Origin of the sequence: Bisgaardia hudsonensis, assembly GCF_004345785.1 — a bacterium.
Lineage (GTDB): Bacteria > Pseudomonadota > Gammaproteobacteria > Enterobacterales > Pasteurellaceae > Bisgaardia > Bisgaardia hudsonensis.
In genome coordinates this window covers 23803-37440 of the sequence record NZ_SLXI01000007.1, presented here as the reverse complement: position 1 = coordinate 37440, position 13638 = coordinate 23803, and the positions used below count along the sequence as shown (strand labels likewise).

The 13638-nt window shown below is 33.3% G+C and carries 11 protein-coding genes; 6 read left to right on the top strand and 5 right to left on the bottom strand.

Annotated elements, in window-relative coordinates; all coding sequences use genetic code 11:
- The first annotated feature begins 7 nt into the window (after positions 1-7).
- Positions 8-2797 carry a lactoferrin/transferrin family TonB-dependent receptor gene (locus EV697_RS08800; RefSeq protein WP_132024755.1) on the top strand — a complete coding sequence of 930 codons (2790 nt, stop codon included), beginning with the start codon at positions 8-10 and terminating at the stop codon, positions 2795-2797.
- Between the two features lie 133 nt (positions 2798-2930).
- Here EV697_RS08800 and EV697_RS08795 read toward each other — a convergent pair whose 3' ends face one another.
- A complete protein-coding gene (locus EV697_RS08795) occupies positions 2931-3551 on the bottom strand; it encodes a glutathione S-transferase N-terminal domain-containing protein (protein ID WP_132024753.1) in 621 nt (206 codons plus the stop codon).
- An 80-nt stretch (positions 3552-3631) separates the two neighbouring features.
- Complete coding sequence (ilvC, locus tag EV697_RS08790) at positions 3632-5113, bottom strand: ketol-acid reductoisomerase (RefSeq protein WP_132024751.1); 1482 nt, start codon at positions 5111-5113, stop codon at positions 3632-3634.
- A 310-nt stretch (positions 5114-5423) separates the two neighbouring features.
- Between ilvC and torC the strand changes: the two genes are divergently transcribed.
- The 5 genes from torC (at position 5424) to rarD (ending at position 11538) form a co-directional block, all read left to right on the top strand.
- A complete protein-coding gene (gene torC, locus EV697_RS08785; protein ID WP_132024749.1) occupies positions 5424-6566 on the top strand; it encodes a pentaheme c-type cytochrome TorC in 1143 nt (380 codons plus the stop codon).
- Positions 6567-6585: 19 nt separating this feature from the next.
- Positions 6586-9057 (top strand): trimethylamine-N-oxide reductase TorA, encoded by a 2472-nt coding sequence (gene torA, locus EV697_RS08780; protein ID WP_132024747.1) that lies wholly within the window; start codon positions 6586-6588, stop codon positions 9055-9057.
- Positions 9054-9632 carry a molecular chaperone TorD gene (gene torD, locus EV697_RS08775; RefSeq protein WP_132024745.1) on the top strand — a complete coding sequence of 193 codons (579 nt, stop codon included), beginning with the start codon at positions 9054-9056 and terminating at the stop codon, positions 9630-9632. Before torA ends, torD begins: the two co-directional genes overlap by 4 nt.
- Positions 9633-9718: 86 nt before the next feature.
- Positions 9719-10597, top strand: coding sequence for an HTH-type transcriptional activator IlvY (gene ilvY, locus EV697_RS08770; RefSeq protein ID WP_132024743.1), 879 nt, complete (start codon positions 9719-9721; stop codon positions 10595-10597).
- Positions 10598-10644: 47 nt separating this feature from the next.
- Positions 10645-11538 carry an EamA family transporter RarD gene (rarD, locus tag EV697_RS08765; protein ID WP_132024741.1) on the top strand — a complete coding sequence of 298 codons (894 nt, stop codon included), beginning with the start codon at positions 10645-10647 and terminating at the stop codon, positions 11536-11538.
- Positions 11539-11576: 38 nt separating this feature from the next.
- Here the strand turns inward: rarD and aroE are convergent, their stop codons facing one another.
- From aroE to EV697_RS08750, 3 genes are read right to left on the bottom strand one after another with little or no spacing between them, the layout of a single operon-like run.
- Positions 11577-12383 carry a shikimate dehydrogenase gene (gene aroE / locus EV697_RS08760; protein WP_132024739.1) on the bottom strand — a complete coding sequence of 269 codons (807 nt, stop codon included), beginning with the start codon at positions 12381-12383 and terminating at the stop codon, positions 11577-11579.
- A gap of 3 nt (positions 12384-12386) precedes the next feature.
- Positions 12387-12938, bottom strand: coding sequence for an L-threonylcarbamoyladenylate synthase type 1 TsaC (tsaC, locus tag EV697_RS08755; RefSeq protein ID WP_132024737.1), 552 nt, complete (start codon positions 12936-12938; stop codon positions 12387-12389).
- 14 nt (positions 12939-12952) lie between these two features.
- Complete coding sequence (locus EV697_RS08750; RefSeq protein WP_132024735.1) at positions 12953-13525, bottom strand: DNA topoisomerase family protein; 573 nt, start codon at positions 13523-13525, stop codon at positions 12953-12955.
- Positions 13526-13638: the final 113 nt, after the last annotated feature.

Here is a 13638-nt window from a genome sequence, read left to right as displayed (position 1 = left end):
AAAGTTTATGATTCATTTTACTAAAAAACAATTTTTATATTCCAGTGTTTATTTAGCACTTTTTATATACCCTTTTTCTTCAATAGAAGTTTATGCGGAGCAAGCAACAGAATTGAGTGATGTTCAAGTTGTTGGTAAGAAGAAAAAAGCAAACAGAAAAGATAATGAAGTTACTGGCTTAGGTAAAATAGTTAAAAATTCAGATAGCATTAATCGAGAACAAGTATTAAATATTCGAGATCTTGTACGTTATGATCCAGGTATTGCCATTGTAGAACAAGGACGAGGTGGATCGGCTGGCTACTCTATTCGAGGTGTTGATAAAAACCGTGTTGCTGTTGTTGTAGATGGTATTCCGCAAGCTCAATCTTATGTAATGCAAGGCGAGCATCGCCGTGCTAGACACGGTGGTGGTTCAATCAATGAAGTCGAAAATGAAAATATTGCATCAGTCGAGATCAGTAAAGGTGCGAGCTCTTCAGAATATGGTTCAGGTTCATTAGGCGGGGCTATTGGTTTTAGAACAAAAGAACCAAGTGATATTATCCCCGAAGGGAAAAACTGGGGAATTACGGCTAAATCGGCGTATAGTAGTAAAAATGAGCAATATACTAATTCTATTGCTTTAGCTGGGCAAAAAAATGGCTTTGAAGCATTAATTCAATATACCGATAAAAAGGGAAAATCAACGAAAATTCATAAAGATGCTATTAATACAATTAATTATGAAATAGGGCGTTTAGGTTATCATTTTAATGAAAGTGAAGGATCAGATGGATATGGTTCTTGGTTTATTTTGAAAAATGATTGTCCTAATGATTGGTCGGCTTGTGCCCCACAACCAGAAGTAAAAACAACTAAAGATGATCTTATTGTAGAAAAAATTAAAGCTGAAGATTATACAGGAAATGAACGAGTTATTCCTGATCCAATGCGTTATAAAACAGGATCATTATTAACTAAATTAGGTTATCATTTTGATGAAAAAAATTACTTAGGTTTTGTTTATGAAGAAACTAAACAACGCTATGATATTAGAGATATGACCACTAAAGCCTATTATGATTTAAGTGAAATAAAAGATTTTGAGAGAGGGGTTCATAAATACAGCAAAAATGGAAATCCACTTGATGGTTTATATATCCAACTAAATGAATCATTGAATAGAGAACAAGAAAATAGTAATGACGATTTTAAAAAGGGGATAGGACTACGTTGGGCAAGAGCGCAATTTTTTGATGAAAATCATAAGAAATTACGTACAGGTTTAGTATATCGTTTTAAAGGAAATGACAATAGTTGGATTGATAATTTAGATCTGAGTTGGGATAATCAAAAAATTATTTTAGATTCACAAATTCATAATTCTCATTGTTCTGAATATCCTAGTGTTAATAAAAATTGTCGTCCAACTATCGATAAACCTTATTCTTTTTATGGTTCTGAGCGAAATACTTATTCAGAACAGCATCATTTAATTAAATTATCTTTAGATAAAAAATTTGAGTTATATAAAACAAAACATCATATAAATAGTACTATTGGGTTTGACCTATTTAAGTCTAATTTAGATCGTTCTGATTACTATAATCAATTTTCAGCAATAAAGTTTCTTTCAATTCCTATTAATGAGAGACCTGATGCAAGTAAAGTATTAGGAACAAAAACTAATCCTTATCGAGATCATTTTGTCAGTAAGGTTATTACAGAACAACTTTGTAATGATAATCTTTCCGCTTTTAGAGATTGTAATACTAGAACAATCAAAGGAAATAACCGTTTTGTTAGTTTAAATGATCAGATTAATATTAATAAATACGTTGATTTTGGTTTAGGGATACGTTTAGATGAGTATAAGTTCCGTTCTCAAGATCCTTGGGTATCTGTAAAAAATTATCGAACTACTTCTTGGAATATGGGGGTTGTTGTTAAACCTATAAAAAATATAGCGCTTTCTTATCGTGTATCAACTGGTTTTAGAGTGCCAAGTTTCCAAGAGTTATTTGGTTATCGTGTTCCTGGAATTATTAGGGGGGAAGCTGATTATATTTACAAGGCAAGCGATCTTAAACCAGAAAAATCACTTAATAATGAACTGGGGGTTAGCTTTAAAGGTAATTTTGGTGCATTAGAAATAAGTTATTTTAGAAATAAATATAATGACTTAATTACTGTTGCACGTAAAGAAGTAACAGAAAAACACCGTATAGTTTTTCCTCAATATCATAATTCACAATCAATGGAAATAGAGGGGATTAATATTGTAGGTAAATTAGACTGGAATAGTATTTATGATAAACTCCCTGAAGGGTTATTTAGTACTCTTGCCTACAATCGTGTAAAACCAACAAAAGTGTCTTATAATTCTGGTTTAACTGACGTAAGTACTTATGCCTTTGATGCACTGCAACCTGCTCGTTATATTTTAGGATTAGGTTATGAACATCCTGAGAATAAATGGGGAATAAATTCAACTTTAACTTATTCTAAAGCTAAAAATCCTAATGAGCTTGTCCAAGTAATTCATAATAGTAGTGGTACAGTTAATACTGTATCTAATACTAAACGTACTACACGTTCTTGGTACACTATTGATGTAGTTGGACATATTACATTATTTAAGAATGCGACTCTAAGAGCTGGTGTGTATAATTTAATGAATTATCGCTATCTGACTTGGGAATCTATCCGTCAATCAACAGAAGGTTCAATTAACCAACATCATGATGTGAATAATTATGCTCGTTATGCTGCACCAGGTAGAAACTTTGTATTATCTTTAGAGGCTAAATTCTAATAGAATAATAAAAACATAAAAGACCTAAGTTTTGAAACTTAGGTCTTTTTATTTGTAGAAGATTAAACTCAACCTAGTAGTGCTATTTAAAATAGTTTGTCTATCAGATTAAATCTGATGTTTTATAAATTAACTATGCTATGTAAGGTTTGGTTTCTGATAAGCAAGGATACAGAGTATTCATTTTTTCTGACCATTCTTTCAATTTAGGTAATACAGAATATTTTTCAGCACTTGTTACATTTGATCTAAAAACTAAAAAATCAATCATACAAACTGTGTATAATGTACCTATATTTAATTCTGTTCCAAAATATTTTAATTTTTCGGCAATTACATTTAAAGTGCGGTCGGTTCTTTCTATTATTTGTGTATGTCGAGCATTCCACCATTCTTCTTTAGGTCTTAACATTCGTTCGGGTAGCATTAAAGACGTCAAATTTTCTAAAATACCTTCAGATAAAGCATATAAACTTTGCACTTTCCAATATGATTCATTTTTATTAAATAAACTTGGCGCAGAACCAATGGAATCAAGATATTCAGCAATAGTGCTACTGTTGTATAACCAATCACCGTTATCTAGTTGTAATGCAGGTATTTTCCCTAAAGGATTATCTTTATTGTGGGGTGAGTTTGCGTCAAAGGATCTTGATGTTTTTAATAATTCTATTTTATCTTGTAAATGATGATAATGTGCAATAGCAGTTGTCTTACGTACGAAAGGACTTGTTGTGGAATACCATAGTTTCATTTTATTTCTCCATATAATTCACTTATATAAAAAATCCGTCTTTTAAATTTAATTAAAAGACGGATTTAATTTTATAGCAACTATTGTTGAGATGAAATACGTTTCATATCAATCATATAACCACGTAATTCTTGCCCAATTAATTCAACAGGATGGTTACGAATTGCCTCGTTGACATCTCTTAATAAAATATTATCTATTTCAAATGCTGGTGTTTTTTCACCTAAATCTCCGTTTCTTAATAAAGGAAGTAATTTCTCTTTAAGGATAGGTGCTGCAACGTTAGCAAATAAATAGTTACCATATTCTGCCGTGTCGGAAATAACCACATTCATTTCATATAGACGTTTACGGGCAATAGTATTTGCAATTAATGGTAGTTCGTGTAGGGATTCATAATAAGCTGATTCTTCATAAATACCGCTTGCAACCATTGTTTCAAATGCAAGTTCAACACCAGCTTTTACCATCGCTATCATTAAAACACCGTTATCAAAATACTCTTGTTCATTAATATTAATATTTTGAGCAAGTGGTGCTTGTTCAAATGCTGTTTTTCCTGTTTCTTCTCGCCATGTTAATAAATTTACGTCATTATTTTCCCAATCTTTCATCATTGTTGAGGAAAATTCACCACTAATAATATCATCCATATGTTTTTCAAAGAGCGGTGTTAATTCAGCTTTAATTATTTCTGATAGCTCAAAAGCACGAAGTTTTGCTGAATTTGATAGACGGTCCATCATTAAAGTGATTCCACCGTGTTTTAATGATTCAGTAATCGTTTCCCAGCCATATTGAATTAGTTTTCCAGCATAAGCAGGATCTTTACCATCGGAAATTAATTTGTCATAGCAAAGAATTGAACCCGCTTGCAACATACCACAAAGTATTGTTTGCTCTCCCATTAAATCAGATTTTACCTCTGCAACAAATGATGATTCTAAAACGCCCGCTTTATGTCCACCCGTTGCAGCAGCCCATGCTTTAGCAATAGCTAAACCTTCACCTTTAGGATCATTTTCTGGGTGAACAGCAATTAAAGTTGGTACGCCAAATCCACGTTTATATTCTTCACGAACTTCTGTGCCAGGACATTTTGGGGCGACCATTACAACAGTAATATCTTTACGGATTTGTTGACCTTGCTCAACAATATTTAATCCATGAGAATAACCTAAAGCTGAACCTTGTTTCATTAAAGGCATTACATCATCAATAACTTTAGCGTGTTGTTTATCTGGTGTTAAATTAATAACTAAATCAGCAGTTGGAATTAATTCTTGGTAAGTACCTACTGTAAAGCCATTTTCAGTTGCTCGTTGAAATGATGCTCTTTTATCTACAATAGCTTGTTCACGTAACGCATAGCTAATATCTAGACCTGAATCACGCATATTTAATCCTTGATTAAGGCCTTGAGCACCGCAACCAACAATAACGATTTTTTTACCTTTTAAATAATTTGCTTCATCGGAAAATTCTTCACGATTCATAAAGCGGCAACGACCAAGCTGATCTAATTGTTGTCTTAAATTAAGGGTGTTGAAATAGTTAAGCATATATTTACTCCTTGTGTAATTGTTTTGTTTATAAAATTCTTATATTTAAGGAATTATACATAAATTAATCATTGCGTAAATTGAGATTATTGATATTTAATATTGCGTTTTTTGCATTTTATTTTTATTTTTTAATAAAGCAAACGATTGCGTTCACATAAATAAAGTTTTTTTCTGGTTTTTTTAGATTTATTTTAAAAAAATACGTATAATTTAGTAGATCTTATTATATTTATTAATATTGGTTAAATTTTATATCTTATTGTTTTTATATGGTAAATTTTTTATATTCTAATGTTGGGAGAATTTAATGAAGATAATTAATTCTTTGAAGTCATTTTTTTTCAAACCTTCGGCTAAATTTGGCTTAGGTGTTTTATTAGTTCTTGGAGCTATGATTGGAGTGATTGCTTGGATTGTATTTAACACTGTTTTAGACGAAACAAGTAAAGAAGAGTTTTGTGTGAGTTGCCACTCTATGCAACAACCATTGTCAGAGCTAAAAGAAACGGCTCATTGGTCAAATAAAATGGGGGTAGCTGCAGAATGTGCAGATTGCCATTTACCTCATGGTAAGTTGGACAAATACATTCGAAAAATTGAAGCGATTAAAGAAATTTTTGCTGAAGCATCAGGAAAAATAGATACAAAAGAAAAATTTGAAGAACATCGTTTAGAAATGGCAGAGAGAGAATGGGCGAGAATGTCCGCTAATGGTTCTCAAGAGTGTAAAGGCTGTCATAGTTATGATCGAATGAAATTCGATGAGATGTCTCCAGCCGCACGTCAAGCGATGATTCCTGCAGCTAAAACAGATCAAAGTTGTATTGATTGTCATAAAGGTATTGCACATCACTTACCGAAAATGACAAAAGAAGTATCTTCAGTAGAAACACTTACTGAGGGAAAACAATATTATTTAAAAGCTAAAACAGATATTTTCTTAGACGAGGCTCTAACTGATAATATTGGTTATATTGAAACGGCTGTACCACTTACATTTATCAAATCAAATGATAAAGGGGATTTAGTTGAATTAGTGGCATGGCGTAAGGGAAGAGGATTGTCACGTATTTTATCTCATGCAGCAGGTAAAAATATTTCTGAAGCGGTATTAACAAAAGAGTTTGTGAAAACTAAGCCTAAATTTGAAGTCATTGAAACAGTAAGTGATGAAATGACAGGATTAGATTGGAAACATATAAAACTGCAAGTATGGATTGCTAAATCTCAGTTAGTTGAAGATGTTGCACCTATTTGGGCAAATATGGAGTCTATTTATAAAACTCAATGTAGTACTTGTCATAAACAGCCAGATATAGCGCATTTCGATTCTAACGCTTGGATTGGGCAGTTTAAGGGTATGATTGGATTTACAAGTATGGATGAACAAACTGGTAAAGAGGTACTGCGTTACCTACAACTTCATTCATCAGATTTTAAACAACACTAATAAATATAGGGGAAATACTATGGGACAAACTCGTCGCCAATTTTTAAAAAATATGTCTATTATGTCTGCGGCGTTGTCTATTCCTAGTTTTCTTGTTGCTAAACAAGAAACAAATGGAAGCAACGTAGATGTAAGTTCATGGAAAATTTCAGGTTCTCATTGGGGAGCGATTAGAGCAAAAGTTGAGAATGGTAAAGTAGTAGATGTCAAAGCTTTTGAATATGATAAATACCCAACAGAAATGATTAATGGTATTAAGGGTTTGATCTATAGTGAATCTCGAATTCGTTACCCTATGGTACGTTTAGATTGGTTAAAAGATCGCCAGAATAGTGATAAGTCAAAACGTGGGGATAACCGTTTTGTTCGTGTAAGTTGGCAACAAGCAATCGATCTTTTCTATGATGAGTTAGAGAGAGTACAAAAAGATTACGGTCCTTGGGCATTGCATACTGGTTTAGTTGGATGGCGTACTACTGGACAATTCCATAGTTGTGGTAATCATATGATCCGTGCGATTGCAATGCACGGAAATAGTGTTGGAACAACTGGGGACTATTCAACAGGTGCTGGTCAAGTTATTTTACCTTACGTATTAGGAAGTTCAGAAGTTTATTCACAAGGAACCTCTTGGGAAATTATTTTAAAAGACAGTGAAAATATTATTTTCTGGGCAAGTGATCCTGTTAAAAATTTACAAGTAGGTTGGAACTGTGAAACTCACGAAGCCTACAAATATTTAGAAGAGCTAAAAGAGAAAGTTGCGGCTAAAGGTGTGAATGTAATTTGTGTTGATCCAGTGAAAAGTAAAACAAAAAATTACTTAGGTTGTGAACAACAATACATTAACCCACAAACTGATGTACCATTTATGTTGGCTCTCGCTCATGTTCTTTATACTGAAAAATTATATGATGCGGATTTCTTAGATACTTACACGATTGGGTTTGAAAAATTCTTACCATACTTATTGGGTGAATCAGAAGATAAAGTTGCAAAAACACCAGAATGGGCAGAAAAAATTTGTGGTATTTCGGCGGATAAAATTCGTGAATTTGCACGTATGTTAGCAGGAAAAAGAACGCAATTTATTTTTGGTTGGGCGATTCAACGTCAGCAACATGGTGAGCAACCATATTGGATGGGGGCGGTGTTAGCTTCTATGCTTGGTCAAATTGGTTTACCTGGTGGTGGTATTAGTTACGCTCACCATTATAGTTCTATTGGTGTTCCAGAGTCTGGTGCGGCAATGCCGGGTTCATTCCCGCTTAACTTAGATGAAGGTCAAACACCAAAATATCCAAGTACAGACTATAAAGGTTATAGTTCATCAATTCCTGTGGCTCGTTTAACTGACGCATTGCTTAATCCAGGTGAAACAATAGATGCTAATGGTAAAAAAGTGGTTTATTCACCATTAAAAATGGCTATTTTCACAGGTTGTAATCAATGGCATCGTCAATCAGAGCGTAATAAGATGAAAGCGGCATTCCAAAAATTAGAAACGATAGTTTCTGTTAATTATAGTTGGACTGCAACTTGTCGTTTCTCTGATATTGTTTTACCAGCTTGTACACCATTTGAACGTAATGATATTGATGCATACGGTTCTTATAGTAACCGTGGTGTTATTGCAATGCAAAAATTAGTTGAGCCAATGTTTGAATCTCGTTCTGACTTTGAAATTTTCCGTGATCTTTGTAGCCGTTTTGGTAAAGAAAAAGAATTTAGTCGTGGAATGGATGAAATGCAATGGGTTGAGCAATTATATGAAGAATGTCGTCAAGCTAACCAAGGTAAATTCGATATGCCAGCATTTGCTGAATTCTGGGAAAAAGGCTATGTATTATTCCCTGAAGGTAAACCTTGGGTTCGCCATGCTGAATTCCGTGAAGATCCAGAACTAAATGCGTTAGGCACACCATCAGGTTTAATTGAAATCTTTAGTAATAAAATTGCAAGTTACGGTTATGAAGATTGTAAAGGCCATCCAATGTGGTTTGAAAAAGCAGAACGCTCTCATGGTGGCCCTAAATCAGAAAAATATCATTTCTGGCTGCAATCTGTTCACCCAGATAAACGCTTACATTCACAACTTTGTGAATCAAAAGAATTGCGTGAAACCTACACAATTCAAGGTCGTGAGCCATTATTTATAAACCCAGAAGATGCAAAAAATGCAGGTATTGCTCATGGAGATTTAGTTCGTGTTTATAATGATCGTGGACAAGCGATTGTTGGTGCACACGTTTCTGACAATTTCCCTGCTGGTATCCTTCGTTTACAAGAAGGGGCATGGTTCTCTCCATTAGATGAAACGGTTGGCTCTATTGATACTTATGGTGACCCTAATACAATGACTTTAGATATTGGATCATCATCATTAGCACAAGCAGTATCTGCAAATACTTGCTTAGTTAATATCGAAAAATATCAAGGCGAGGCACCTGCAGCAAATGGGTTTACAGGTCCAATTGAAGTAACATTATGATTAACTTAAATAAAGAAGAAAAAGTTTTTCTTATTTCGTGGTTTGAGAATATTCTCAGCCACGAATTAACTGAAGAACAGTTACAACAATATCAGCAAGGCTTGTTTGATTCTTTGTTTGATTTTTTATCAGAGCAAGGGTTTACAGAGCAAGTTAAACAAATAAAAAATGAGCTAGGGCAATTACATCAAATGCCTTATGCTCACTTAGAATTGGCGGCTGATTTTACACAACTATTTCTGCTTGATGGACAGGTAAGTGCATTGCCTTATGCTTCAGCTTATCTTGAAGATAAAGCTTTAGATGATAACCTTCATTTTATGGATCAGTTATTAAAAGATTTCTCTTTACAAGTAAGCCGAAATAATAAAGAACCAAGTGATCATCTTGCCGTTTATTTAGAGGTACTTGATAAATTAGTTCAAGAGTCTAGCCTTGATGAACAACAAGATTTCATTAAAAATTATTTATTAACTTGGTTGACACCATTTAATAAAAGGGTTCAGAATATTAGAACGAAAACAATGTTCTACCAGCATATAATGGCGTTATTCTTGTCAATATTAAGTAAATAAATTAATTAGACTGAAATAGATAAACAAGTGCGGTTGAAAATTTAAAAAAATTCAACCGCACTTTTTTTATAAAAAAATGAGGATATATGGAATTTAAAGATTTAAAACTTTTTCTTCATCTTGTGGAAACGAAGAATTTTAGTAAAACGGCGATACAGAACCATATGTCCCCTTCTACTTTATCTCGCCAGATTAAACGAATGGAAGATGAGATAGGTCAAGCCTTATTTCTGAGAGATAATCGACAAGTTTCGCTTACTGAAACAGGTGAAAAGTTTTTAAAATTCGCGCAACAAAATTGGCAACAATGGCAATATTTCAAACAACAAATTCATACTGATGTTGAGGATTTAACGGGTGAATTACGTATTTTTTGTTCAGTAACGGCGGCTTATAGCCACTTACCAAAAATCTTAGAAAAATTTAGAAAACTTTATCCTAAGGTTGAGATTCAGCTGATTACTGGTGATCCCGCAATAGCGGTGAAGGTTGTACAATCTAATCAAGCGGATCTAGCTATTGCAGGTAAACCGAGTAGTTTACCAAGTAATATTATTTTTCATTATTTAGATAATATAACATTGTCATTAATTGCACCGAAAATAGCCTGTATTTCTACCAAATTACTACAAAAAATCCCAATTAATTGGCAAAAAATTCCTTTTATTCTGCCCGTAGAAGGCTCAGCTCGTCAGAGAATAGATCAATGGTTTAAGAAAAATAAAATAAAGTCACCCGCAGTTTATGCAACGGTATCAGGACACGAAGGAATTGTTTCAATGGTTGCATTAGGCTGTGGATTAGCTATGTTACCAGATGTCGTCATTAAAAATAGCCCAATGTATGATCAGGTTTCTAGATTAAAACTAGATATTCCCATCGAGCCTTTTGAGTTAGGCATTTGTGTACAAAAAAGACATTTAGAGTTACCACTGATACGTGCTTTTTGGCAAGTTTTAGAGTAATTTTATATATTAAGTTTGTTATACATATAATTTAACAGGATAGCTGTATGTTAAAAGGTATTGCTTTTTCTTTGTTAGCATCTTGCTTATTCGGCTACATTTATTACTTTTCTGTATTGCTTCTACCATTAAAAGGGGAAGATATTCTTGGTTATCGTGTTATTTTTACGATTCCTTTTTCGCTATTAGCGGTTTTTTTATTTAAACAAAAATATATGCTGGTATCCCATTTAAAACGTATTCAATCAAATCCTTCTCTTATTTTAGCTTTTATGCTTAATTCTGCCATTATTGGATTTGAAATGTGGTTATTTTTATGGGCGCCTAGCCACGGTTATGCTTTGAGTGTTTCTCTCGGTTATTTATTACTACCATTATTGATGGTTCTCGTTGGAAAACTCTTTTTTAAAGAACATATTTCTAAATTAAAATTTATTGCCATAATCTTTGCTACTTTAGGGGTAGCTATTAATATTCTAATTACTGGGGGATTATCTTGGGCAAGTCTTGCTGTTGGTGCTTATGCTATTTATTTTGTTATTCGGAAATGGTTTAAGATTGCTGATATTGCGAGTTTTGCCATTGAAATTAGTTTATTACTACCCTTAGCCATTTTCTTTGCATATCAAGTAGATATACAACAAATTCAAGTAGTAAATCCTAATATTTTAGGTTTATTGCTATTATTAGGCTTATTAAGTGGAACAGCATTTATTTTTTATATTGCCGCAAGTAATATATTACCAATCAACCTATTAGGATTATTAGGCTATGTTGAGCCATTTATGATGATCTTTGTGGCTTTTATTGTTGGAGAACGTATATCAACAGAAACCTACCCATTATTTATATGTTTGTTATTTTCGATGTTATTACTTATTTTTGATGGTGTGATCAATCTTAAAAAAGCTAACAAATTAAATAAAGAGATTCTTAACTAAAATAAGTTGTTACTCTAGTTAAATAAATATTAATTAGCTTATTTTATTAAATCTAGAATAGGTTCAATATTTGGCTTAATTCCACGCCATAATTCAAAAGAATGTGCTGCTTGACCGACTAGCATTCCAAAACCATCATTTGTGTTTTTTACCCCTAGTTGTTTGCATAAAGCAATAAAAGGGGTATCCTGCCCTTTGCTGTATTGCATATCATAAACGGCTTGAGCTTGTTGTAATATAAGGGGATTAATATTAAGTGTTTTTCCTTGTAGTCCTAATGATGTGGCGTTAATTACAAGGTCAAATGACTGCTTAGGAATATAAGTTATATCAACAGCTTGAATATTACCGTAGGGCTGAAATTTTTCTGCTAGTTGTTGTGCTTTTGAAAAAGTGCGGTTGATTATGGTGATATTTTGTTGTGCCTGCAATAATGGCAGTAATACACCTTTAGTTGCACCGCCAGCCCCTAATATTAAAATGGATTGATTGGATTTTAAGCAATTTAAACGTTGTAAATCACTTACAAGTCCAATACCGTCTGTGTTATCCGCATATAAACTACCATCATCTAAGATTTTTAATGTGTTACAGGCTTCGGCAACTAAACAACGTTCACTAAATTGGTTGGCAATTTTAAAGGCTCGCTCTTTGAATGGGGCGGTAATATTACAACCTTTGCCACCATTTTTGAAAAAGGTAGAGAGTTGTTGTTCAAATCGTTGTTCATCACCAAGTATTGCCTTATATTCCATTAATTGCTGGGTTTGCTCTGCAAAAAGACGGTGAATTTGTGGGGACTTACTTTGTGCAATTGGATTACCCCAAACGGCATATTTATCCATAAATTATCCTTGTCTAAAAATTTGATTGGTTAAAATATCACGAATTTCAGAGGTTTTTTTTGCCTTACCGACTTCTGCCGTTAAGACGGGAAAATCTTCGCCAAATTGCTGTAAAACTTGTTCAGCGGTTTTGCAAGGCGGTAATCCTGTCAAATTAGCACTGGTTGATGTTAAGGCAAAGCCAGTTTGTTCACAAAGCATTTTTACCGCAGAATGATCACACAAACGCACTGCTATTGTAGAAAATTGTCCCGTTAAAAATTTAGGTATATAGTTTTTTGCTGGCACAACCCAAGTCATTGGTCGATCATATTTTTGTGTTAAGCGTTGCCAATGTTGTTCAGTAAATTGTCGATCATCAATAAAAGGGATTAAATAATCTAGCTTGGGAGCGATAATGATTAATCCTTTTTCAATGGGGCGTTTTTTTAAAACTAATAAATTTTTAACCGCACTTTCACTTAACGGATTACAACCTAAACCAAAAACCGCTTCTGTTGGATAGGCGACCACTTGATCTTGTTTCAATTTTTCTACAATTTGTTGAATATTCATTGTCATTACTTCATTTATTTACTATCGTTATTGCCTTCATTAATGGCAATATCAAAAATATGTCGGCAATTTTTATTAATACATTGCCAAGTGCGGTGGTTTTTTGTGGATTTTTTAAGAATCGCTAATTTCCCCTTACATTCAGGGCAATCAATCCATTCTGGTTGTGTTGGTAACGTACATTTACATTTTGGGTAACGATTACAGCCATAAAACGTTTTTCCAGTTCGACCACGTCTTGCTACTAATTTTCCTGTTCTGCATTCAGGGCAAGGAAATTCTTGTTCTTTTTCCTCATTTTCTTCTTGGAAAATAAAATGGCAATCAGGGTAGTTGCTACAACCAATAAACATACCGTAACTGCCTTGTTTAAGTTGTAATTGATGGCCACAATCAGGGCAATGCTCATTTAATTCTTTAATAATTTTATGTTCAGAATGACTTTGTAGCGGTTTTAAGTAATCACAATGAGGGTAATTAGCACAACCTAAAAATAACCCTTTTTTTCCTTGCTTCATCAGCAATTCACCACCACATTTAGGGCAATGTTCTTGATTTTTAGTATGAGAAAAAAGTTGTTTGTTCATTGTGGTTAGTTAATTTATATATTCGGTTAATTAAACGGATTGATTGAACTAGTTTACCTAGCTAAGTTACAGTTATCAATAAAACTTAGTAATAAACTTTACCTATTAAACAA

What these genes read in the sequence shown, in the direction of transcription:
- torC (WP_132024749.1), top strand. Translation starts at nt 5,424, where the DNA reads ATGAAGATAATTAATTCTTTGAAGTCATTTTTTTTCAAACCTTCGGCT.
- torD (WP_132024745.1), top strand. Translation starts at nt 9,054, where the DNA reads ATGATTAACTTAAATAAAGAAGAAAAAGTTTTTCTTATTTCGTGGTTT.
- ilvC (WP_132024751.1), bottom strand. Translation starts at nt 5,113, where the DNA reads ATGCTTAACTATTTCAACACCCTTAATTTAAGACAACAATTAGATCAG.
- torA (WP_132024747.1), top strand. Translation starts at nt 6,586, where the DNA reads ATGGGACAAACTCGTCGCCAATTTTTAAAAAATATGTCTATTATGTCT.
- EV697_RS08800 (WP_132024755.1), top strand. Translation starts at nt 8, where the DNA reads ATGATTCATTTTACTAAAAAACAATTTTTATATTCCAGTGTTTATTTA.
- tsaC (WP_132024737.1), bottom strand. Translation starts at nt 12,938, where the DNA reads ATGAATATTCAACAAATTGTAGAAAAATTGAAACAAGATCAAGTGGTC.
- EV697_RS08750 (WP_132024735.1), bottom strand. Translation starts at nt 13,525, where the DNA reads ATGAACAAACAACTTTTTTCTCATACTAAAAATCAAGAACATTGCCCT.
- ilvY (WP_132024743.1), top strand. Translation starts at nt 9,719, where the DNA reads ATGGAATTTAAAGATTTAAAACTTTTTCTTCATCTTGTGGAAACGAAG.
- EV697_RS08795 (WP_132024753.1), bottom strand. Translation starts at nt 3,551, where the DNA reads ATGAAACTATGGTATTCCACAACAAGTCCTTTCGTACGTAAGACAACT.
- aroE (WP_132024739.1), bottom strand. Translation starts at nt 12,383, where the DNA reads ATGGATAAATATGCCGTTTGGGGTAATCCAATTGCACAAAGTAAGTCC.
- rarD (WP_132024741.1), top strand. Translation starts at nt 10,645, where the DNA reads ATGTTAAAAGGTATTGCTTTTTCTTTGTTAGCATCTTGCTTATTCGGC.